The sequence below is a fragment of the Alicycliphilus denitrificans K601 genome (assembly GCF_000204645.1).
Lineage (GTDB): Bacteria > Pseudomonadota > Gammaproteobacteria > Burkholderiales > Burkholderiaceae_C > Alicycliphilus > Alicycliphilus denitrificans.
This window is the reverse complement of sequence record NC_015422.1, coordinates 1213420-1233947: the sequence shown is the minus strand read 5'-3', so window position 1 is coordinate 1233947 and position 20528 is coordinate 1213420. Positions and strand designations below refer to the sequence as shown.

21 protein-coding genes and 1 tRNA gene are annotated in these 20528 nt (G+C 66.8%); 5 read left to right on the top strand and 17 right to left on the bottom strand.

Annotated features, from left to right (window positions below; translation table 11 throughout):
- Window positions 1-109: 109 nt before the first annotated feature.
- On the top strand, window positions 110-1012 hold the full coding sequence (gene dapA / locus ALIDE2_RS05900; RefSeq protein ID WP_013520068.1) for a 4-hydroxy-tetrahydrodipicolinate synthase: 903 nt from the start codon (window positions 110-112) through the stop codon (window positions 1010-1012).
- Here the strand turns inward: dapA and ALIDE2_RS05895 are convergent.
- The 8 genes from ALIDE2_RS05895 to ALIDE2_RS05860 all read right to left on the bottom strand — a co-directional run bounded on the left by ALIDE2_RS05895 (window position 999) and on the right by ALIDE2_RS05860 (window position 7945).
- Entirely contained in the window at window positions 999-1259 is a 261-nt protein-coding gene (locus ALIDE2_RS05895; protein ID WP_013520069.1) for a MoaD/ThiS family protein, read from the bottom strand. The genes dapA and ALIDE2_RS05895 overlap by 14 nt on opposite strands.
- A complete protein-coding gene (locus tag ALIDE2_RS05890) occupies window positions 1256-2503 on the bottom strand; it encodes a molybdopterin molybdotransferase MoeA (protein WP_013520070.1) in 1248 nt (415 codons plus the stop codon). The genes ALIDE2_RS05895 and ALIDE2_RS05890 overlap by 4 nt, the downstream gene beginning before the upstream one ends.
- Window positions 2500-3072 carry a molybdopterin-guanine dinucleotide biosynthesis protein B gene (mobB, locus tag ALIDE2_RS05885; RefSeq protein WP_081462180.1) on the bottom strand — a complete coding sequence of 191 codons (573 nt, stop codon included), beginning with the start codon at window positions 3070-3072 and terminating at the stop codon, window positions 2500-2502. The genes ALIDE2_RS05890 and mobB overlap by 4 nt, the downstream gene beginning before the upstream one ends.
- 52 nt (window positions 3073-3124) lie before the next feature.
- Window positions 3125-4555, bottom strand: a complete 1431-nt coding sequence (gene thrC, locus ALIDE2_RS05880) for a threonine synthase (protein ID WP_013721624.1) — start codon at window positions 4553-4555, stop codon at window positions 3125-3127.
- Between the two features lie 10 nt (window positions 4556-4565).
- Complete coding sequence (locus ALIDE2_RS05875; RefSeq protein WP_013520073.1) at window positions 4566-4994, bottom strand: type II toxin-antitoxin system VapC family toxin; 429 nt, start codon at window positions 4992-4994, stop codon at window positions 4566-4568.
- 5 nt (window positions 4995-4999) lie between these two features.
- On the bottom strand, window positions 5000-5263 hold the full coding sequence (locus tag ALIDE2_RS05870) for a type II toxin-antitoxin system Phd/YefM family antitoxin (protein WP_013520074.1): 264 nt from the start codon (window positions 5261-5263) through the stop codon (window positions 5000-5002).
- A gap of 43 nt (window positions 5264-5306) precedes the next feature.
- On the bottom strand, window positions 5307-6641 hold the full coding sequence (locus ALIDE2_RS05865) for a homoserine dehydrogenase (RefSeq protein WP_013520075.1): 1335 nt from the start codon (window positions 6639-6641) through the stop codon (window positions 5307-5309).
- A gap of 71 nt (window positions 6642-6712) precedes the next feature.
- Window positions 6713-7945: a pyridoxal phosphate-dependent aminotransferase gene (locus tag ALIDE2_RS05860; protein ID WP_013520076.1), complete on the bottom strand. Its 1233-nt coding sequence runs from the start codon at window positions 7943-7945 to the stop codon at window positions 6713-6715.
- A 118-nt stretch (window positions 7946-8063) separates the two neighbouring features.
- Between ALIDE2_RS05860 and ALIDE2_RS05855 the strand changes: the two genes are divergently transcribed.
- Both ALIDE2_RS05855 and ALIDE2_RS05850 read left to right on the top strand, forming a co-directional pair.
- Window positions 8064-8435: an Mth938-like domain-containing protein gene (locus ALIDE2_RS05855; protein WP_013520077.1), complete on the top strand. Its 372-nt coding sequence runs from the start codon at window positions 8064-8066 to the stop codon at window positions 8433-8435.
- A 206-nt stretch (window positions 8436-8641) separates the two neighbouring features.
- A tRNA-Ser gene (locus ALIDE2_RS05850) sits at window positions 8642-8731 on the top strand.
- 460 nt (window positions 8732-9191) lie between these two features.
- Here the strand turns inward: ALIDE2_RS05850 and ALIDE2_RS05845 are convergent.
- Window positions 9192-10148 (bottom strand): Bug family tripartite tricarboxylate transporter substrate binding protein, encoded by a 957-nt coding sequence (locus tag ALIDE2_RS05845; protein WP_013520078.1) that lies wholly within the window; start codon window positions 10146-10148, stop codon window positions 9192-9194.
- A 214-nt stretch (window positions 10149-10362) separates the two neighbouring features.
- On the opposite strand from ALIDE2_RS05845, the gene ALIDE2_RS05840 reads away from it, so the two are divergent.
- Entirely contained in the window at window positions 10363-11511 is a 1149-nt protein-coding gene (locus tag ALIDE2_RS05840) for an acyl-CoA dehydrogenase family protein (RefSeq protein WP_013721623.1), read from the top strand.
- Between the two features lie 8 nt (window positions 11512-11519).
- Window positions 11520-12635 (top strand): acyl-CoA dehydrogenase family protein, encoded by a 1116-nt coding sequence (locus ALIDE2_RS05835; protein WP_013721622.1) that lies wholly within the window; start codon window positions 11520-11522, stop codon window positions 12633-12635.
- A gap of 307 nt (window positions 12636-12942) precedes the next feature.
- Here the strand turns inward: ALIDE2_RS05835 and ALIDE2_RS05830 are convergent, their stop codons facing one another.
- The 8 genes from ALIDE2_RS05830 to ALIDE2_RS05795 are packed head-to-tail and all read right to left on the bottom strand — an operon-like array spanning window position 12943 to window position 20374.
- Entirely contained in the window at window positions 12943-13875 is a 933-nt protein-coding gene (locus tag ALIDE2_RS05830; protein ID WP_013721621.1) for an electron transfer flavoprotein subunit alpha/FixB family protein, read from the bottom strand.
- Between the two features lie 14 nt (window positions 13876-13889).
- Window positions 13890-14639 carry an electron transfer flavoprotein subunit beta/FixA family protein gene (locus ALIDE2_RS05825; protein ID WP_013721620.1) on the bottom strand — a complete coding sequence of 250 codons (750 nt, stop codon included), beginning with the start codon at window positions 14637-14639 and terminating at the stop codon, window positions 13890-13892.
- Between the two features lie 46 nt (window positions 14640-14685).
- A complete protein-coding gene (locus ALIDE2_RS05820; protein ID WP_013520083.1) occupies window positions 14686-15663 on the bottom strand; it encodes a Bug family tripartite tricarboxylate transporter substrate binding protein in 978 nt (325 codons plus the stop codon).
- Window positions 15664-15679: 16 nt separating this feature from the next.
- Window positions 15680-16864, bottom strand: a complete 1185-nt coding sequence (locus ALIDE2_RS05815; protein ID WP_013721619.1) for an acetyl-CoA C-acyltransferase — start codon at window positions 16862-16864, stop codon at window positions 15680-15682.
- 14 nt (window positions 16865-16878) lie between these two features.
- Window positions 16879-17274, bottom strand: coding sequence for a Zn-ribbon domain-containing OB-fold protein (locus ALIDE2_RS05810; RefSeq protein WP_238530106.1), 396 nt, complete (start codon window positions 17272-17274; stop codon window positions 16879-16881).
- A 7-nt stretch (window positions 17275-17281) separates the two neighbouring features.
- Window positions 17282-18412 (bottom strand): thiolase family protein, encoded by a 1131-nt coding sequence (locus tag ALIDE2_RS05805; protein WP_013520086.1) that lies wholly within the window; start codon window positions 18410-18412, stop codon window positions 17282-17284.
- Between the two features lie 2 nt (window positions 18413-18414).
- Window positions 18415-19191, bottom strand: a complete 777-nt coding sequence (locus tag ALIDE2_RS05800) for an enoyl-CoA hydratase/isomerase family protein (RefSeq protein ID WP_013520087.1) — start codon at window positions 19189-19191, stop codon at window positions 18415-18417.
- Between the two features lie 16 nt (window positions 19192-19207).
- Window positions 19208-20374: an acyl-CoA dehydrogenase family protein gene (locus ALIDE2_RS05795; RefSeq protein ID WP_013520088.1), complete on the bottom strand. Its 1167-nt coding sequence runs from the start codon at window positions 20372-20374 to the stop codon at window positions 19208-19210.
- Window positions 20375-20528: the final 154 nt, after the last annotated feature.

Sequence of the window (20528 nt, the reverse complement as noted above, 5' to 3'; positions counted from 1 at the left end):
CCGACAGGCACGATTCCCACCCGTTTTCCTTTTCATCGAGCCCCGAGGCCCCGCGCGCACGCCGGCCGATTCATTTCCCGGTCGCTTGCCCTTGAAAGGACGAAAACCCATGTCTTCCCCCCACCCCTCCGCCGGGTTCTCCGGCCTGTGGATTCCCCTCGTCACGCCATTCGATGGCGACGGCGCCATCGACCACGCGGCGCTGCGCGCCCTGGTGCAACGGCTGCGCTCCGGCGGTATTGCCGGCGTGGTCGCGTGCGGCTCCACGGGCGAAGCCGCCGCCCTCGACACAGCCGAGCAGGACGCCGCGCTTGATGCCGTACTCGCCGCAGCGCCTGGGCTGCCTGTAGTCATGGGCTTGTCGGGCTACCACCTGGGCCATGTGCTCGAACGCGTGCGCGGCTGGAACACGCGCCCCCTCGCGGGCCTGCTCGTGCCTGCGCCGCACTACATCCGTCCCTCGCAGGCCGGCCTGCTGCAGTGGTTCCGCACCATCGCCGACGCAAGCATGCACCCGCTGATCATTTACGACATTCCCTATCGCACGGGCGCCACGCTGGAGCTGGCCACGCTGCAAGCACTGGCGGAGCATCCACGCATCCGAGCCATCAAGGACTGTGGCGGCGATGCGGCCAAGACCCAGGCACTGATCTCCGGCGGCCGGCTGCAGGTGCTGGCGGGCGAGGATGCGCAGATCCTCTCCACGCTCGCGCTGGGCGGCAGCGGCGCCATTGCCGCCAGCGCGCACTGGCAGCCTGCCCGCTTCGCCGAGCTCATGCGCTGCGTGGCCACCGGCGACCTGCCGCGCGCCCGCGCGCTGTGGCAGGCCCTGCTGCCGGTGGTGCAAGCCTGCTTCACCGAGCCAAACCCCGCGCCCATCAAGGCGCTGCTCGCACAGCAGGGAGAGATGGGCGCCAGCCTGCGTGCGCCCATGGAGCACGCGAGCACCGGGCTCGCACGGCGCCTCGCGGCGCTCGCAGCAGCGCAGGAGGCCGCGCTCAACCGCCTGTGACGGGCGGGAAGAACGCAGCCTCTGCACCCGGCGCCAGCGGCGTGGTGTCCTGTGCCATGACCTGGTTCAGGGCCATTCGCACGGCGCGCCCGCGTGCGAGGCAGCCGGCCCAGGGTTCGCCGCGCGCGATGAGTTCATCGCGCAGCGCGCCCAGGGTGTCGGCGCCGGTCTGCAGCGTCTCGTGGCCGGTGCCCACGGCCTCGCGGATGGAGGCGAAATACCGCACCTGGATGGTCTTGAGGGTCATGACAGCAACTCCACGAACGGCAGAAAGCGCACGCGGTTGCCGCGCGCGATCGTCTGGCCCGCGGGGTTGTCCACCACGCCGTCGGCCCAGGCGGCCGAGGTGAGCACGCCCGAGCTCTGGTTGGCAAACAGCTCCAGCGTGCCGTCTGCCGCATGGCGCACGCGCAGGAATTCACGGCGCTTGTCGGCCCTGGGCCAGTCGAATCCGGCGCTTGCAGCTATTGCCTTGGGAGCAACATCGCGCACGCCCTGCAGGCGCAGCAGGAAGGGCCGCACCAGCAGGCCGAAGGTGACGAAGCTGGACACCGGGTTGCCCGGCAGGCCCATGAAGTGCGCGCCGCCGATGCGGCCGTAGGCGAAGGGCTTGCCCGGTTTCATGGCGATCTGCCACAGGTCGAGCCGGCCCAGGCTCTCCACGGCGGGCTTGATGTGGTCTTCCTCGCCCACGGAGACGCCGCCGCTGGTCAGGATCAGGTCGTTCCCCTGCGCGGCCTCGCGCAGCGCGGCCACGGTGGCCTCGCGCCGGTCGGGCACTATGCCCAGGTCGCTCACCTCGCAGCCCAGGCGCAGCAGCATGGCACGCAGGAAGAAGCGGTTGCTGTTGTAGATGGCGCCAGGCTTCATCTGCGCGGGCGGCACTTCGCCAGGCATGACGAGTTCGTCGCCCGTGGAAAAGAGCGCCACGCGCGGCCTGCGTGCCACCTGCAGGCTGGCCAGTCCGATGCTGGCGGCCAGGCCCAGCTCTGCGGGGGTCAGGCGCGTGCCGGCGGCCAGCACCTGGGCGCCCAGGGCGATATCCTCGCCCGCGCGGCGTATCCACTGCCCGGCTGCGGGCACGGCGTTCACGCGCACGCGCGCGCCCCCGTCCAGGGCCTCGCAGTCTTCCTGCATGACGATGGCGTCGGCCCCCTCGGGCACGGGCGCGCCCGTGAAAATGCGCGCGGCCGTGCCGGCCGCGAGCGGCGTGCCACAGCCGCCCGCGGCGATGCGCTGGGCTACGGGCAGCTCCACACCCGCTGCCGTGACGTCGGCGCGGCGCACGGCGTAGCCGTCCATGGAGCTGTTGTCCTGCGGCGGCACCTGCAGCGGCGAAATGGCCGGTTGGGCGAGCACGCGGCCGTCGGCGTCGAAAGTACTGACGGTATCGGTACCCGACAGCGGCGCGGCCTGGGCCAGCAGATCGGCCAGGGCTTCGTCGAGGGGCTTGAGGGGCGCGCGCGCCTGGGATTTCGCCTGGGTTGTCATTCGCAAACCTCCACCCGTTGGGGCACATAGTCAAAGCGCGCGCCCTGCGCCAGCAGCCACTGCGCCACGGCGTGGGGGTTGCGCACATCCAGCACCGGCAGCGCCGTGGGCGCGGGCAGCGCGGATGCGTCGGTGGCCACGGCGACGATGCAGGGGTCGTGCGGGTAGAGCGCGGGGCGCTCATGGTATTCGGGCGAGGGCGCGCGCCAGATCTCGACCTTGGGCAGGTCGCTGTCCTTGAAGCCTTCCACCAGCACCCAGTCGGCGCGCGGATCCAGCTCGGCCAACAGCTCGTGCACGCTGGGCGCGTGCGCCCGCTCGAATTCTCGCATCAGCGCCATGCGGCGATCGGAGGCCACGGCCACCTCGTAGGCTCCGGCCTCGCGGTGGCGCCAGCTGTCCTTGCCCACATGGTCGATGTCGAACTTGTGGTGCGCATGCTTGACCACCGACACGCGCAGGCCGTGCAGGCGCAGCTCGGGAATCAGCTGCTCCACCAGCGTGGTTTTGCCGCTGCCCGAATAGCCGGCAAAGCCAACCACCTTCATCGCGCCACTCCTTCTAATCATTTTTGATAGCTTCCAGCGCTTGCCTGGCAAGAGCTGAAGGCCATTCTGGCCATCAATCGCAATGGGCTGCGATGTAGGCCTTGACCCGCTCGGCGTCGGCCGGCAGCACCTGCACGCGCTTGGGCAGCTGCTCTATGCCCTCGAACTTCGCCGGGCGCTCGGGCGCGCGGCCCAGGGCCTCCTGGATGGTTTCGGCGAACTTGATGGGCAGGGCCGTCTCCAGCACGATCATGGGCACGGCGGGGTCGCCGCGCCGCTCGCGCGCCACTTTCACGCCGTCGGCTGTGTGGGTATCGATGATCTGGCCGAAGCGCTCGTAGGTATCGCGGATCGTCGCCAGGCGGTCGGCGTGCGTGCTCTTGCCGCTCTCGAAGCCGTACTTGGCTCGGGCGTCCTGGAACACCGGGTCCGTCCCCAGGTCGAAGAAGCCCTGCCGGGCCACGCCTTCGGCGAACAGCTGGCGCGTGCGTGCACCGTCGCGGCCGACCAGGTCGAACACGAAGCGCTCGAAGTTGCTGGCCTTGCTGATGTCCATGCTGGGGCTGCTGGTCTCGTGCGTGTCGGCCGCGCCGCGCACGCGGTACGCGCCGGTGCGGAAGAACTCGTCGAGCACATCGTTCTCGTTCGTGGCGACGACCAGTCGGTCGATGGGCAGGCCCATCTGGCGCGCCACATGGCCGGCGCAGATGTTGCCGAAGTTGCCGCTGGGCACGGTGAAGCTGACCTTCTGCGCGTTGGTCTGCGTGGCCTGGAAGTAGCCCGCGAAGTAGTAGACCACCTGCGCGAGCAGCCGCGCCCAGTTGATCGAGTTGACGGTGCCGATCTTGTACCTGGCCTTGAACGCGTGGTCGCTGCTCACCGCCTTGACGATGTCCTGGCAGTCGTCGAACACGCCCTCGATGGCGAGGTTGTGGATGTTCGCGTCCTGCAGGCTGAACATCTGCGCCTGCTGGAAGGGGCTCATGCGCCCGTGCGGGCTGGTCATGAACACGCGCACGCCCCGCTTGCCGCGCATAGCGTACTCGGCCGCGCTGCCGGTGTCGCCGCTGGTGGCCCCCAGGATGTTGAGCTGCTCGCCGCGGCGGGCCAGCTCGTACTCGAACAGGTTGCCCAGCAGCTGCATGGCCATGTCCTTGAAGGCCAGCGTGGGGCCGTTGGACAGGGCCTCGATCCACAGGCCCTCTTCCAGGTGGCGCAGCGGCACGATCTCGCGCGTGCCGAAGACCTCGGCCATGTACGTCTTCTCGCACAGGCGCTTGAGGTCGGCGGGCGGGATGTCGTCGATATAGAGCGAGAGGATGCGGAAGGCGAGTTCCGCATAGCCCTGGCTGCGATAAGCCCCGCGCAGCTCGGTGAGCTGGGCGTCGCTGACCTGGGGATAGCGCTCGGGCAGGTACAGGCCGCCGTCGGGCGCCAGGCCTTCGAGCAGGATGTCGCAGAACTTGCGGGGGGTGGCGTCGCCACGGGTGGAGAGGTAGTTCATGTCTTGCTTCTCATGCCCCGGGCGCATCGGCCCAGGGGTTGACGAGCCGGATGCCCGTGTCTTCGAAATGGCGGGTGTTGCGGGTGACCAGGGCCAGCCCATGCCGCAGCGCAGTGGCAGCGATGACGATGTCCAGCGCATCCTGCATGCGACCCATGGCGCGCAGCGAAGCCTTGAGCTCGCCGAACTGCTGCCACACGACCTCGTCGGTATCGAGGATGCGGCCATCGAACTGCTGCGCCAGGGCGTTCGCCCAGGCCTGCAGCTGGTTGCGCTTGGCGCTGGGGGGCAGGCAGGCGATGCCGTAGCGGATCTCGCCGAACGAAGCCGCCGCCACCGCCGCATCGTCGCCGTGGCGCCGCAGCCAGTCCACCACACCGGGATGGGGCTGCGGGCAGATGGTCTCGGACAGGGTGCAGGTATCGAGCAGCCAGCGCATGCGCTTCATTCCTCGCCGAACAAGGGCGCGCGGCCCGCGCTGACGTCGCGCGGCATCTCGGGCAATCCGCCCTCGATCTTGGGCGCATTCAGCAGGAACTCGACAAAGCCGTCGTCGGCATGCGGCTCATGCGTCTCGCCCGCCACCGCCACCACGCGCACCACCGGCTTGCCGTGGCGCGTGACGGTCTGCGGTCCTTCGCGCAGAGCCCGTTCGATGACTTCGCTGAAGCGGTTCTTGGCTTCCTGGACTTGCCAGACGGCGTTCACGGCAGGCTCCTTTCTGGACCATCTAGCCAGAATTGTAGCCAGATTAGTTCAGCTCTTCCTTGCGGATGCGCGTGATCGGCGCCAGCACCGTGGGCAGCCCCTGGATCTGCGCGAGCACCGCGTCCATGTCGCCCTCGCGCGTGTCGTGCGTGAGGATGATCAGGTCGGTCTGCGTGGAGCCCTCGCCGCCCACCTCGTCGGCCTCGCGCTGCAGCACGGCGTCGATGCTGATGCCGCCGCCGGCCAGGATGCCGGTAATCCTGGCGAGCACGCCGGCCTCGTCCGCCACGCGGATGCGCAGGTAGTAGCTGGTGACCACCTCGGCCATGGGCAGCACGGGCAAGTCCTGGCCAGCTTCGCGCAGCGTGTGGCTCTGGAAGGCCAGCGGCGGCACGCGGTGCGTGGGGTCGGCCTCAATCAGCCGGGTGATATCCACCAGGTCGGCGATCACGGCGCTGGCCGTGGGCTCGCTGCCCGCACCCTTGCCGTAGTACAGCGTGGTGCCCACGGCGTCGCCGTGCACTACCACGGCGTTCATCGCGCCCTCGACGTTGGCGATCAGGCGCTTGGCCGGCACCAGGCTGGGATGCACGCGCAGCTCCACGCCCTTGTCCATGCGCTTGGTGATGCCCAGCAGCTTGATGCGGTAGCCGAGTTGCTCGGCATAGCGGATGTCAGTGGCCGCCAGCTTGGTGATGCCCTCCACGTAGGCCTTGTCGAACTGCACCGGAATGCCGAAGGCGATGGCGCTCATGATGGTGGCCTTGTGCGCGGCGTCCACGCCCTCGATGTCGAAGGTGGGGTCGGCCTCGGCGTAGCCCAGGCGCTGGGCTTCCTTCAGCACCACGTCGAAGTCCAGGCCCTTGTCGCGCATCTCGGACAGGATGAAGTTGGTCGTGCCGTTGATGATGCCGGCCACCCACTGGATCTGGTTGGCCGCCAGCCCCTCGCGCAGCGCCTTGATGATGGGAATGCCGCCGGCCACCGCCGCCTCGTAAGCCACCACCACGCCCTTCTCGGCCGCGGCCTTGAAGATCTCGGTGCCATGCACGGCCAGCAGGGCCTTGTTGGCGGTCACCACATGCTTGCCGGCGGCAACGGCCTCCAGCACCAGCTGCTTGGCGATGCCGTAGCCACCGATGAGCTCGACGACGATGTCGATCTCGGGGTTAGCGATCACTTCGCGCGCATCGCCCACCACGCGGGCCTTGTCGCCCACGATGGAGCGTGCGCGCTCGGCGTCCAGGTCGGCAACCATGGCGATCTCGATGCCGCGACCCGCGCGGCGGTGGATCTCCTCCTGGTTGCGTTGCAGCACGTTGAACACGCCGCTGCCCACGGTGCCGATGCCGAGCAGGCCAACTTGGATGGGTTTCATATCGAGGTTACCAGTCAAAAAGGGCTGTAGCGCTTTCCATTCAAGCGCTATAAGCTATCAAAAACAGAGTCTCATGCCGCCTTCGCGTGACGCTGCCGATAGGCGGCCAGGAAGCCCGCCAGCCGGCTGACGGCCTCGCGCAGGTCGTCCTCGTGCGGCAGGAACACGATGCGGAAATGCTGGTTGTCCGGGTAGTTGAAGCCCGAGCCCTGCACCAGCATCACGCGCGTGGCGCGCAGCACCTCCATGAAGAACTGGCGGTCGTCGGCGATGGGGTACATCGCCGGGTCCAGGCGCGGGAACATGTACAGCGCCGCCTGCGGCTTGACGCAGGCGACACCGGGAATCGCGGTGATGAGCTCGTAGGCCAGGTCGCGCTGGCGGCGCAGGCGCCCGCCTTCCCTGACCAGGTCGTTGATGCTCTGGTAGCCGCCCAGCGCCGTCTGGATCGCCCACTGGCCCGGCACGTTGGAGCCGAGCTTGAGGTTGGCCAGCATGTTCAGCCCCTCGATGTAGTCGCGGGCGTCGGCCTTGGGGCCGGAGACCACCATCCAGCCCGCGCGGTAGCCGCAGGAGCGGTAGGCCTTGGACAGCGAGTTGAACGTCAGCGTAAGCACGTCGGTGGACAGGCTCGCCATCGAGGTGAACTTCACGCCGTCGTACAGCACCTTGTCGTACACCTCGTCCACCATCAGCACCAGGTTGTGCTCGCGCGCGATCCCGATGATGCCTCTGAGCAGCGAGTCGGGGTAGAGCACGCCGGTCGGGTTGTTCGGGTTGATGACCACGATGCCGCGCGTGCGCGGCGTGATCTTGGCGCGCATGTCATCCAGGTCGGGCAGCCAGCCCGCGTCCTCGTCGCAGCGGTAGTGCACCGGCGTGCCGCCCGAGAGCGAGGTCGCCGCCGTCCACAGTGGATAGTCGGGCATGGGCACGAGCAGCTCGTCGCCGTCGTCGAGCAGCGCGTTGGTCGCCATCACGATCAGCTCGCTCGCGCCGTTGCCCAGGTAGATGTCGTCGAGCGTCACGCCCGCGATGCCGAGCTGCTGCGTGTAGTGCATCACCGCCTTGCGCGCGGCGAAGATGCCCTTGCTGTCCGAATAGCCCGCCGAGTTGGGCAGGTTGCGGATCATGTCCTGCTGGATCTCTTCAGGCGCATCGAACCCGAACGGCGCCATGTTGCCGATGTTCAGCTTGATGATCTTCTGGCCCTCGTCCTCCATCTGCTTGGCCGCATCCACGATCGGGCCCCGGACATCGTAGAGAACGTTGTTGAGCTTGGCGGACTTGTGGATCGGCTTCATTGCGCAGGCCTGGGTGTGGAAAAGAGGGGAAACCTATAATTTGACCACAGATCCCTACTCGCAGGCTGGGGCCGCCGCCCAGCTCCCAGGGCCGCGCGGCCCCCATTGCACGGCACCCATGAAATTCCAGCCAGACCGTTTCGACGTACAGACCATCACCGCCTACGGACCGGGCTGGATCAATGTGGATGCAGACCGGATCGAGCACAGCATCATCGTGGGCGCGCGCGGCCAGCGCATCGCCTGGGACTGCAGCCGCTTCGAGGACCTGGCGCCCGCGCATTTCGCCCAGTTGGCCGAACTGGACGCCGAGGTCGTGATCTTCGGCAGTGGCACGCGCAACCGCTTCCCTCCTCCGGCCTGGCTGCAGCCGCTGATGGCGCGGCGCATAGGTCTGGAAACCATGGACACGCTGGCCGCCTGCCGCACCTACAACATCCTGGCCGGCGAAGGGCGCAATGTGATTGCGGCCCTGCTGCTGGAGGCCTGAAGCCCCCATAGCCTGACAAGACCCGTTCAGGGCCGCTTAGAATGGCGGACTTGCCTGGAAGCTCGGGTGAGTGGTTTAAATCAGCAGTCTCGAAGACTGACTGGCGTTCAGGCGGTGCGTAAACGGATAGAAGCATATTTGCCAGCGTGTTTATTACAGCGCCGATACAGGCGCCGTTTAACGCGCATCTAGCGCATCACGGAAGCGGTGGGTTGGCCGAGCGGTTGAAGGCACTAGTCTTGAAAACTAGCAAGGGGGTCACCCCTTCCAGGGTTCGAATCCCTGACCCACCGCCAATTTCGTGGATGCTCCGTAGCCATTGAGGGATGGCTATCGGGGTCTTCGATCTGCCCTCTACACCTCGCAAGCGTGCACGGGAAAATGCCCGACGTATACGTCTACGACGGCCTGCCGTAGCCGTTGCGGGTACGGATCGTTCACCGGCCCCGTTCCCGAATACTTGGCTCGATATGCGCTGAACCTCACGGCAACGCCCATCTTTTTTTCACGACGTTCGCGCCGCCGCACAAGCAACAACGGGGCCGGCGGCACCCTTTGAAGGCCAAGTCGGACGAGGCAGGAGCAGTCTCACTCCTGACTGCGCCCGTCGAATTTATGTCGACAGCCCACCATGGAACAGCACGGTTTCTCAAGGGCTGCGCACCGCCTGCCCCGTGACGACCGGAGTTCTGCATCCACGGCCGGCCCCGTTCCAAGCACGGAAACGCAACCGCTGCGCATACACGTCCGCCACGTTCAATACGTGCTCTTGGTCAGCTCCAGTTTCTTGAGCAGTGGAACCCACCGGTCATACTCCTTGCGGATGTACTTGCCAAGGTCATCAGGCGAACCACCGCGGGGTTCCATGCCCATGGCCTGTGCCTTGGCGACAAAGTCCTCGCGTACCAACACGTCGTTAACAGCCTTGTTCAGGCGCTCGACTGCTTCGCGCGGAGTCCCGGCGGGAGCAACCAGCGCATACCAGGCATAGGCCTCCAGGTCGTAACCAGCTTCTTTGAATGTGGGTGCGTTCGGCACCTGGGACATGCGCTTGTGATCCATCACGCCGAGCACGCGAATTTTGCCGGATTGCACGTGCGGCAGCGACGCCGTTATCGAAGTGCCATGAATGTCGATGCTGCCGCTCAGGAGCGCCTGCAGCCCCGGGGCGTCTCCATTGAACGGAACGTGCGTGGTGCGGATACCGGCCTGGCGCTCGAACATCAGTGGTGCGAGATTGCTGATGATGCCTGCGCCCGGTGAACCGCGGTTGATCTTGCCAGGGTTGGCTTTGGCGTAGGCCACCATCTCCTGTAGCGTGCCGTATGGAAGGTCGGTACGGGCCACGATGATCATTGGCTGGTAGCCGATGTGCGAGACCGGCACGAAGTCCTTCAATGGATCGTATGGCAGTTTCTCGAAAAGAACCGTGTTGTTGGCCATCGTGCTGTTCGTGCCTACGAACACCGTATGCCCATCCGGACGAGACTTGGCCACGTAGTCAGCAGCGATGTTGCCGGAAGCGCCTGGTTTGTTCTCGACGATGACCGGCACACCAGCCTTGGTGATCTCCGAAGCCAGCAGACGCACGTACACGTCGGTGCCGCCGCCAGCCGCGAACGGCACAACGATCTTCGTGACGGGCTGAGCGCTGGCGAAGCCACAGGTCACGGCGGTGACGAGCAGCAGCAGCAGCCTGATGAGTGATTTCATAAAAGGATCTCCTCTTGGGTGGAAGCGGGGCCGACAGTCCCCGTTTTGATAAAAATGGAACTTGTTGCATCACACGGTACAAGACCATATTTTTCAGGGGACAGACCACATCGTCAAGTAGCTTTCCCCTGATAGCGGCGTAACCATTTCAGTAGATAGTCGGATTGGCCCAAATGTATTAAAATGGAACTTGTTCCTTTATATGGAACAGATTATGACTATGGACATAGCCTTCACCCTCGAACAGCAGACCTTCCGCGAGGAGGTCCGCGCCTTCATCGCCGCCCGGCTACCCTCATCCATTCGCGAACGCCTTCGTCAAGGCCACCTTCCGAACCGGGAAGACACCATCACCTGGCAGCGCATCCTGGCCGAGCGCGGCTGGTCGGCGCCGCACTGGCCGAAGGAATACGGTGGCGCTGCCTTGAGCCAAGCCGAGCGGCTGATCCTGCTGGACGAGCTCTATCGCGCTCCAGCCCCGTTGCCACAGATCTTCAATATGAACATGCTGGGGCCGGTTCTGATGAAGTTCGGCACGTCGCGGCAGCGCGAACATTTCCTGCCCAAGCTGGCGAACCTGGACCTATGGTTCTGCCAAGGCTTCTCCGAGCCGGGCGCCGGTTCGGACCTGGCGGCCCTGCGCACCAGCGCTCGCCGCGAGGGGGATTTCTACATCGTCAACGGGCAGAAAACCTGGACATCCACTGCGCAGTGGGCCGACTGGATCTTCGCCCTGGTGCGCACCGATCCGCAAGCGCGCAAGCAGGCTGGTATTTCCTTCCTGCTGATCGACCTGAAGTCGCCGGGGATTACCGTGCGGCCGATCCGTTCGATCGACGGCACCAACCACGTGAACGAAGTGTTTTTCGAGGAAGTGAAGGTGCCGGCCTCCCAACTGGTAGGCGAGGAGAACCAGGGCTGGGAATGCGCCAAGTTCCTGCTGGCCAACGAGCGCACCGGCATCGCCAACGTGGGACTGTGCCAGGAGCGGCTGGAGCTGGCACGCGAGATGGCGCACGCTGGCGCGCTGGCGCAGGACCCGGTGCTCCAGCGGGAGTTCGCGGTGTTCGACGCCGAGATCCGCGCACTGGAGCTCACCAACGCGCGCTTCCTGCTGACTCCCTCCGAGCAGGTGGCCCTGCCGGCATTCGCCTCGGTGCTGAAGCTCAAGGGCACCGAGATCCAGCAGGAGCTGCACATGCTGCTGGCCAAGCTGGCCGGGGAGGACGGACTGGAGCAGCCTGAATCGGCCGAGCATGGCCCGCACCTGGTGCAACGCTACCTCTTCTCCCGCGCCCTGAGCATCTACGGGGGCACCTCCGAGATCCAGAAGGACATCCTGGCCCGCACAGTCCTGGCCTGAGAACCGCCATGAATTTTGAAACCAGCGACGAACTGAAAACCGTCCGCGACAGCCTGGCCCGGGTGCTCGCGGACCATTACACCCCCACACACCGCCAGGCCATGGTGGGTGACGAGACGGCCTACGCCGCACAGGCCTGGAAGGAGATGGCCGGCCTGGGCCTGGCCGGCCTGCAGGTACCCGAGGCCTTCGACGGCCTGGACTTCCAGGCCACCGACCTCCTGCCCTTGTTCCACGAGCTGGGCCAGGCCCTTGCCCCTGTGCCCTTCCTGTCCACCAGCGTGCTGGGGGCGACTGCGCTGCAGGCCTGCAGCGACGCTGAGGTTCAGCGCGAGCTGCTGCCGCCTCTGGCGGCAGGTGCCCTGCAGGTAACCTGCCCGCACGGTTTCGTACCGGCTGCGTCCGGCGTACGGGCCCAAGCACAGGGCAGTGGATGGCGCCTGGAGGGCGTTCACAAGCACATGCCCTATGCGGCGTCGGCCGATTGGCTGGTAGTGTCGGCACGCACTGGCGACGGTGCGGGCGGCGACGCCTGCCTGTTCCTAGTGGCCCGGCATGCGCCGGGCGTGCGCCTGCGTCCCTATCGCCTGATCGACGGCACGCCGGCGGCCGATGTCCACTTGGAAGGCGCCGAGGCGACCGCGCTGTGCACGCCGGGCAGCGCACAGGCTCACGAGGCCATGGAGGCAGCGAACGCCGCCGGCATCGCCGCAGCCTGCGCGGAGATGGTAGGCGCGATGGAAGCGGCCCTACGACTGACCGTAGACTACGTGAAGACGCGCCAGCAATTCGGCCGGGCGATTGGCGAGAACCAGGCCCTGCGGCACCGGATCGCCGAAATGCTGGTGGCCCTGGAGACTGCGCGCAGCATGTCCATCGCCGCCGCAGTGGCGGTGCGGGATGGCGGTTTTGCCAAGGCGCAGACCCGCGCCGACCTGCACCGCGCCAAGTTCCTGGTCGGGCGCAACGCGCGCACCGTGTGCCAGTCAGCGATCCAGCTGCACGGGGGCATCGGGATGACCGAGGAATACACGGTGGGCCACTACCTGCGCCGCGTGCATGTGCTGGACCAGCAGTTCGGGGACGGCGCCTCGCATTTGAAACAGCTGGCTCGCGTAGAGTGAGACCCGCGGGCTGACATTCGGCTCGCTGCGCTCGTGGTGCAGTTGACGCCGACCTGCGACGCAGCGGATTCCGCGGCTGGCGTACGCCTGCGACGATCGCCCGGCGTCCACGTCCCCTACACCCTCGGGTATCTGGCGCTCGACCCATTCGGGCAACGTGCATCCGGGACTGGCCTCGCCCGAACGACGCCACATCTGGGGCTCCTCCCCAGCGCCCACGCGGCGCACAGCCCCTCCCCTGCGGAACTTGCCCTCAATGAAAAAGGGCGCCAGCCGGCCCCCCCTTTCATCGAAACCACGCAACGCTTCAGAGCGCCCGCACCAACTCCGGCACGGCGGTGAACAGGTCGGCCTCCAGGCCGTAGTCGGCCACGCTGAAGATCGGCACCTCGGAGTCCTTGTTGATCGCCACGATCACTTTGGAGTCTTTCATGCCCGCCAGGTGCTGGATCGCCCCGGAGATGCCCGCCGCAACATATAGCTGCGGCGCCACGATCTTGCCCGTCTGCCCCACCTGCAGGTCGTTGGGCGCGTAGCCCGCGTCCACCGCCGCCCGGCTCGCGCCGATCGCCGCCCCCAGCTTGTCGGCCAGCGGGTTCATCACCTCGTTGAACTTCTCCGCTGAGCCCAGCGCGCGCCCGCCCGAAACGATGATCTTGGCGGCTGTCAGCTCGGGCCGGTCGCTCTTGGCGATCTCACTGCCGACGAACTGGCTCCTGGACGAGGCAGGCACGGCAGCCACGTTCTCCACGGCGGCCGAGCCACCGGTGGCCGCGGCAGCGTCGAAGCCGGTCGTGCGCACCGTGATCACCTTCGTGGCATCGGCGCTTTGCACCGTGGCAATGACGTTGCCCGCGTAGATCGGGCGCTCGAAGGTGTCCGCGGAGACGACCTTGGTGATGTCGCTGAACTGCGCCACGTCCAGCTTGGCCGCCACGCGCGGCGCGGCGTTCTTGCCGCTGGCGGTGGCCGGGAACAGGATGTGGCTGTAGCCCGAAGCGATGGCCAGCACCTGGGCCGCCAGGCTCTCCGCCAAGCCGTGTGCCTGGCTGTCGCCGTCGGCATGGATCACCTTGGACACGCCTGCGATCTGGGCCGCAGCGGCGGCTGCGGCGCCGGCATTGTGGCCGGCCACCAGCATGTGGACGTCCCCTCCGCAGGCAGCGGCAGCGGTGACGGCGTTGAGGGTCGCGCCCTTGATGGAGGTGTTGTCGTGTTCTGCGATGACGAGTGCAGTCATGTTGTTCGGGCTCCTCAGATCACCTTGGCTTCGTTCTTCAGCTTGTCCACCAGCGTGGCCACGTCCGGCACCTTGATGCCCGCGCCGCGCTTGGACGGCTCGCTGACCTTCAGGGTCTTGATCCGCGGGGCCGCATCCACGCCCAGATCCTCGGGCTTGAGCGTCTCCAGCGGCTTCTTCTTGGCCTTCATGATGTTGGGCAACGTCACGTAGCGCGGCTCGTTCAGCCGCAGGTCCGTCGTCACCACCGCCGGCAGGCCCAGCGAAAGGGTTTCCAGGCCGCCGTCGACCTCGCGGGTTACCGTGGCCTTGTCACCGGCCACTTCCATCTTGGAGGCAAACGTGGCCTGCGGCAGGTCCGCCAGCGCGGCGAGCATCTGGCCGGTCTGGCTGCAGTCGTCGTCGATCGCCTGCTTGCCCAGAATCACCAGGCCCGGCTGCTCCTTGTCCACCAGCGCCTTGAGCAGCTTGGCCACGGCCAGGGGCTGCAGTTCGGCATCGGTCTCGACCAGGATGGCGCGATCCGCGCCAATGGCCATCGCCGTGCGCAGCGTCTCCTGGCACGCAGCCACGCCGCACGACACTGCGATCACCTCGCTGACCGCACCCTTTTCCTTCAGGCGAACCGCTTCCTCGACCGCGATCTCGTCGAACGGGTTCATGCTCATCTTCACGTTGGCGATGTCCACGCCAGTGTTGTCCGACTTCACACGGACCTTCACGTTGTAGTCCACCACCCGCTTCACGGGGACCAGTGCTTTCATTGCTTCCTCACGATCAGAATAGTAGGGTGCAGGGGCCAGGCGGCCCTCACTTGCCGGCCTTGGCGCCTTCGGCGAACTCCGCCTCGTACTGCTTAAACATGCGGGCCACGTCGCGCCGGTAGTCCTCGGTGCTGCCCACGTAGTCCTCCAGGTGCAGGCGCTGGCGCGCCGCCTTCATGGCCTCGGAGTCGACGACCTTGCGCGCCGTGGCCGACAACAAGCCTTTGATTCGCGCGGGCGTGTCCGCCCGCACGGCCAAGCCGTAGTAGCTGTTGAACACCATGTCAGCCATGCCAAGCTCATGGAAGGTCTTCACCCCGGGCATGAAGGTGTTGCGCCCGGGCGCACCGGTGTAGGCCAGCACCTTGACCTTGGGGTTGTCCTTGACCGTCTGGGTCAGGCCAACGGTGGCGAAGTAACCGTCGATCTCGCCGGTGATGACTGCCGTCACGCCCTCGACACCGCCCTTGTACGGCACCATGCGGTGCTTGATGCGAAGGTGCGCCGCCATCCGGGCGGCCAGCATGGAATAGGAGCTCACACCGATGCCCAGCGTGCCCAGGTCCAGTTCTCGCGTCAGGCCCTGGAGGTCCTCCAGCCGTTTCCAGCCGCGGCTAGCCGGCACGATGAGGGCATAGTTCGTCTGCGCCAGCGGCGAGATGATGTCGAACTCCGACGCCTCATAGGCAAGCTCGGGCGTGGCCAGCTTGGCGTTGAACAAGCCATCGGCCTGGAACAGCAACGTGTGTCCGTCCGCGGGCTGTGCCTTGACAGCCAGAGTCGCCACCGACGTTCCGCCGCCCGGACGGTTCTCGACGATCACCGGGTTCTTGAGTTCCTTGGCCAGTTCCTGCGCGAACGCACGCGCCATGCCGTCGGTGGAAGCTCCTCCCGCCGGGAAGGGCACCACGATGCGGACGGTCTTGGTAGGCCAGGCATCCTGTGCCTGCACACCGGGAGCCACACAGGCCAGCCCCAGGCAGGCCAGGCCCCACGCAAACTTCAGCCGCTTGAGCAGACGCATCCCGGACTCCATCGCTTCAGAAAATCTCGAACAGGCCGGCCGCCCCCATGCCGCCGGCAATGCACATGGTGACAACCGCATACTTGGTGCGGCGGCGGCGGCCTTCCAACAGTACATGGCCGGCCAGGCGCGCGCCCGTCATGCCGAAAGGATGGCCGATAGCGATGGAGCCGCCGTTGACATTGAGCAACTCGTCGGGGATGCCGAGTCGGTCCCGGCAGTAGATCACCTGCGAGGCGAAAGCCTCATTGAGCTCCCACAGGCCGATGTCCTCAACTTTCAGGCCATGGCGCGCCAGCAGCTTGGGGACGGCAAACACAGGGCCGATGCCCATCTCGTCCGGCTCACAGCCGGCCACCGTGAAGCCGCGGAAAGCACCCAGGGGCTGAAGATTGGCGCGTTCGGCCGCCTTGCCTTCCATCATCACGCAGGCAGCGGCGCCATCAGACAGCTGCGAGGCGTTGCCGGCGGTGATGAACTTGCCCGGGCCCTTGACCGGCTCCAGCGCGGCCAGTGCCTCATAGGTGGTGCCAGCCCGGTTGCAGGTGTCCCTGTCGACCGTGACCTCGCGTTGGCTCACCGCGCCAGTGGCCTTGTCGATCACCGCCATCTGCGTGGTCACTGGGATGATCTCGTCACGGTACCGGCCCGCCGCCTGCGCCTGCTCGGTGCGCAACTGGCTCTGGAGCGAGAAGCGGTCCTGGGCCTCGCGGCTGATGCCATAGCGCTGCGCCACCACATCGGCGGTGTCGATCATGGCCATGTACAGGTCGGGCTTGTGCTCGACGATCCAGGGGTCAGAGCCGCCCTCTGCCCCGGGTGCGGGCGGCTTGAGGCCGGAGATGCTCTCCACGCCGCCAGCCGCCAGGGCGGCCTCGCCGTCCATCACGATGCGGCCGGCCGCCTCGGAGATGGCCTGCAGGCCGGAGGCGCAGAAGCGGCTCACCGTAGTGCCGGCCACCGACAACGGCAGGCCCGCGCGGATGGCCGCCTGGCGGCCGATGTTGCGCGCCATGCGCCCCTCGGGGTTACCGCAGCCCATGACCACATCCTCGATCAGGCCCGGGTCGATACCGGCGCGCTCGACCGCCGCGCGCACCGCGAACGCCGCCAGGGTGGGGCCCGGGGTGATATTGAACTCGCCACGGTGCGCCTTGGTCAAGGGCGTGCGGGCGGTGGAGACGAAGACGGCTTCGCGCATGGTGTGCTCTAGGTTCAGGCAGGGATGTGGTCCAGGCGGAACCGCGCCAGCGCGGTGTCACCCTCCCACTCGATCTTCAGGACGACAGGCGCGTCCGCGGCCAACGCCTCGTTCGGATCCACGATGTTCGTCAGCAGCCGAGGCCCCTCGGCCAGTTGCACCAGGGTGACGTTGTACGGCAGCTTGTCCGCAAAGGCCGGGTGGTAGGCCGTGTGGTAAACGACCCAGCTGACGATCCGGCCCCTGCCGCTGGCGCGCTCCCAGCGCGGCTCGGGCTTGAGACAGTCGGGGCAGTGGGTGCGCGCGGGCAGCCAGGCATTGCCGCAGCTGCATCGCTGGAACACCAGGTGGCCTTCGTGCAGCGCGTCCCAGTAGGGACGGGTCAGATCAGTCGGTTCGGGCTTGGGCATCTCCATCTCAATTCCCCAGCAGGAGCGTGCCATGCGTGTGCATGGTCCCGCCCTGGTTGCTCACCACGCACAGCTTCGCGCCCGGCACCTGCAGGCGGGCCGTGCCGCGCATCTGGCGCACGCCTTCCATGATCAATTGCAGGCCGGGCATGCCGGTTTCCGACAGCAGGCCGCCGCTGGTGTTCACCGGCAGCCGGCCGCCGTGCTCGATGGCGCCGTCACGCACGAAGGCGCCAACCTCGCCCTTGCGGCAAAAGCCGTAATCCTCCAGCGTCATCAGCACCGTCACCGTGAAGCAGTCATATAACTGCGCCACGTCCACGTCCTGCGGCTTGGCGCCCGCCATCTGGAAGGCGGTGTGCGCTGCGCGCGCCGCCTCGGTGGAGGTCAGCGTGGCGCGCTGCGGCAGCTCGAACGAGGTCTGGCCGTGGCCGAAGCCCAGCACCGGCACAGGCTGCGCCACCCCCAGCTCCTTGGCGCGCTTGGCGCTCATGACCACCAGGGCCGCGCCGCCGTCGGAGACCAGCGCACAGTCATCCTTGCGCAGCGGGTCCACCACCCAGGGCGACGCCATGTACTGCTCCAGGTCCAGGGGCTTGCGCAGCTGCGCGTTCGGGTTGCCAGCACCGTGCTTGCGGCTGGCGATGGCCACCGCGGCGAAATCCTCGGGCCGAGTGCCGTATTCGACCATGTGGCGGCGGTGGATCATGCCGTAGCCGGCAGCGGTGGAGAACCAGCCGTAGGCCGCGTCGTCGCCGCGCGGGCGGCCGTACACCGCCCGGTTGCCGGTGCGGGGATTGTCCGCATAGCACACCAGGGCCACGTCGCACTGCCCGGCCTCGATCGCCATGATGGCGAAGGACAGCAGGGTGACATTGGCCGCGCCGCCCTGGTCCCAGCAGCCGCCCATGCGCGGAGTGATGCCCAGCGCCTCGGCCACCTTCTGGCCGTACATGAATTGGTGCGCCGAGGTCGGCACCTTCACGAAGACGGCATCGACCACCGACTTTTCCACGCCCGCGTCGGCCAGCGCGTGGCGGCAGGCCTCCACGTTCATGGACACGGTGTCCTGTCCGGGCAGCTTGCCGAAGGCCGTGTGGCCGATGCCGGCGATGACGTAGCGTCCGCTCAGGCTCATGCTCAACTCCCAGTGAAGCGCGGCGAACGCTTCTCAGCGAAGGCCTGCCGGCCCTCGGCGGCGTCTTCCGTGCGTTGAAGGGTGTTCTGCACCAGCTGCTCGAAGCGCAGGCCGGCCGCCAGGTCGGCCTGCTGCCCGCGCAGCGCCAGCTCCTTGATCGCCTGCACCGCCAGCGGCGCATTGGCCGCTACTCGGCGGGCCAGTTCGATCGCGGTGGCCATCACCTGGTCGGCCGGCACCACGCGGTTCACCAGCCCCCAGCGGGCCGCGGTCTGCGCGTCGATGGAGTCGCCGATCAGCAGCAGCTCCATGGCAATGGCGTGCGGCAGCTGCGCGGGCAGCCGCTGCGTGCCGCCGTTGGCGGGGATGATGCCGCGCTTGACCTCGCTCAGTGCGAAGGTGGCGTGGTCGGCCGTCACCCGCAGGTCGGTGGCCAGCATCAGCGTCATGCCGCCGGCCAGGCAGTGGCCGTTGACAGCTGCGATGACAGGCTTGAACACCTCCAGGCCACGATTGAGCAGCATGCCCTTTTGCGTCTGCCACAGCTCGGACATGGGCACCTTGCGGCCGATCCACGATTTGAGGTCCGCGCCCGCGCTGAACACCTTGTCGCCCGCACCGGTGACGATGGCCACGCGGATTGCGTCGTCGTCGCGCACCCGTATCCAGGCTTGCGAGAGCGCTTGGTAATGCTCTGCGTCCAGCGCATTGCGCTTCTCTGGACGGTTCAGGGTAATGACGGCAATGCCGCCATCAAGCAGGTCGAGGTCGATGGACATGCAACTCTCCCAGGGGTCAGCGAGTGCCCAGGAGCTGGCGGGCCAGCACCATGCGATGCACTTCGGAGGGGCCCTCGCCGATGCGCTTGATGCGCATCTCGCGGAACCAGCGCTCGAGCGGCAACTCCTGCGACACGCCCAGGCCGCCCAGGATCTGGATGGCGCGATCCACCACGCGGTTGGCCGTCTCGGTGGCGGTGACCTTGGCGATGGACGAGGCCACCTTCAGGTCGCCACGGCCCAGGTCGGCGATCCAGGCGGCCTGCCACGTGAGCAAACGGGCGGCGCGCAGCTCCATCTCGCTGTCGGCGATCATCCACTGGATGGCCTGCTTGTCGGCCAGCTTGGTGCGGAAGGTTTCGCGCTCCTTGGCCCAGTCGATGGCGATCTGCAGAGCGGCCTGCGCCACGCCGATGGTGCCGGCGGCATAAGGAATGCGACCCTCGATCAGCCACTTCTCGCAAATCGCGAAACCCTGGCCTTCCTCACCCAGGCGGTCTTCCACCGGAACCTCAACGTCCTTGAACGTGATCTCGTAAGGCGAGTAGGAGCGGATCACGGGAATGGGTTTGAGGCTCATGCCTTCGGGGTTGCCGTTGACGATGAAGGAGGTGATGCCGCCGCGGTCGCCCTGCTCGCCGGTGCGTGCGAAGACGATGCCCCAGTCGGCGCCCTTGGCGCCAGTGATCCACATCTTGCTGCCATTGAGGATGTACTTGCCGCCCTTGCGCACGGCGCGGGCGCGGATGGAGCGCGCCGGGTCAGCGCCGCCGGAGGCCTCGCTGATGGCGAAGTAGATCTTCTTGCCCCCCTCGATACCGGGCACGCCGTAACGCTGGATCTGGTCCGGGGTGCCGAGCCAGATGGCGTTCGGCGGATCCGCGCCGAAGGCACCGCAGGCCGGCACGTAGGCACCCATGCGGCACTTGGCAGCCTCCTCGGCCACGACCGCCTGGCCCAGCAGACTCAGGCCGGCGCCGCCATATTCCTCGGGCGAGCGCACGCACCAGAGGCCGATGTCACGCGCCTTTTTCTGCAGGGGCAGCAGCACCTCCGGCGGCAGCTCGTAGGCGTCGTGCGGCAGCTTGTCCTCGGCGGGCTTGACCTCCGCAGCCATGAATCGGCTCACGGTGTCCTGGATTTGACGGAGCTCTTCTGAAAGCTCCCAACTGTCATTGCTCATGGCGTGTCTTTGAAGTGATGGCTTGAAAGAATGGAGTTAATTCTTACACGTGGAACTTAGTTCGTCAAACGGAACTTCACTTGACGATCACAACGACGAACAAGATAATGGATCAACTTCCGAACTGCGGAATTTCATCCGGAAATTCTGCCCG

Coding starts and splice junctions, on each gene's coding strand:
- dapA (WP_013520068.1), top strand. CDS start 110: ATGTCTTCCCCCCACCCCTCCGCCGGGTTCTCCGGCCTGTGGATTCCC.
- ALIDE2_RS05895 (WP_013520069.1), bottom strand. CDS start 1,259: ATGACCCTCAAGACCATCCAGGTGCGGTATTTCGCCTCCATCCGCGAG.
- ALIDE2_RS05890 (WP_013520070.1), bottom strand. CDS start 2,503: ATGACAACCCAGGCGAAATCCCAGGCGCGCGCGCCCCTCAAGCCCCTC.
- mobB (WP_081462180.1), bottom strand. CDS start 3,072: ATGATTAGAAGGAGTGGCGCGATGAAGGTGGTTGGCTTTGCCGGCTAT.
- thrC (WP_013721624.1), bottom strand. CDS start 4,555: ATGAACTACCTCTCCACCCGTGGCGACGCCACCCCCCGCAAGTTCTGC.
- ALIDE2_RS05875 (WP_013520073.1), bottom strand. CDS start 4,994: ATGCGCTGGCTGCTCGATACCTGCACCCTGTCCGAGACCATCTGCCCG.
- ALIDE2_RS05865 (WP_013520075.1), bottom strand. CDS start 6,641: ATGAAACCCATCCAAGTTGGCCTGCTCGGCATCGGCACCGTGGGCAGC.
- ALIDE2_RS05860 (WP_013520076.1), bottom strand. CDS start 7,945: ATGAAGCCGATCCACAAGTCCGCCAAGCTCAACAACGTTCTCTACGAT.
- ALIDE2_RS05855 (WP_013520077.1), top strand. CDS start 8,064: ATGAAATTCCAGCCAGACCGTTTCGACGTACAGACCATCACCGCCTAC.
- ALIDE2_RS05845 (WP_013520078.1), bottom strand. CDS start 10,148: ATGAAATCACTCATCAGGCTGCTGCTGCTGCTCGTCACCGCCGTGACC.
- ALIDE2_RS05840 (WP_013721623.1), top strand. CDS start 10,363: ATGACTATGGACATAGCCTTCACCCTCGAACAGCAGACCTTCCGCGAG.
- ALIDE2_RS05835 (WP_013721622.1), top strand. CDS start 11,520: ATGAATTTTGAAACCAGCGACGAACTGAAAACCGTCCGCGACAGCCTG.
- ALIDE2_RS05830 (WP_013721621.1), bottom strand. CDS start 13,875: ATGACTGCACTCGTCATCGCAGAACACGACAACACCTCCATCAAGGGC.
- ALIDE2_RS05825 (WP_013721620.1), bottom strand. CDS start 14,639: ATGAAAGCACTGGTCCCCGTGAAGCGGGTGGTGGACTACAACGTGAAG.
- ALIDE2_RS05820 (WP_013520083.1), bottom strand. CDS start 15,663: ATGCGTCTGCTCAAGCGGCTGAAGTTTGCGTGGGGCCTGGCCTGCCTG.
- ALIDE2_RS05815 (WP_013721619.1), bottom strand. CDS start 16,864: ATGCGCGAAGCCGTCTTCGTCTCCACCGCCCGCACGCCCTTGACCAAG.
- ALIDE2_RS05810 (WP_238530106.1), bottom strand. CDS start 17,274: ATGCCCAAGCCCGAACCGACTGATCTGACCCGTCCCTACTGGGACGCG.
- ALIDE2_RS05805 (WP_013520086.1), bottom strand. CDS start 18,412: ATGAGCCTGAGCGGACGCTACGTCATCGCCGGCATCGGCCACACGGCC.
- ALIDE2_RS05800 (WP_013520087.1), bottom strand. CDS start 19,191: ATGTCCATCGACCTCGACCTGCTTGATGGCGGCATTGCCGTCATTACC.
- ALIDE2_RS05795 (WP_013520088.1), bottom strand. CDS start 20,374: ATGAGCAATGACAGTTGGGAGCTTTCAGAAGAGCTCCGTCAAATCCAG.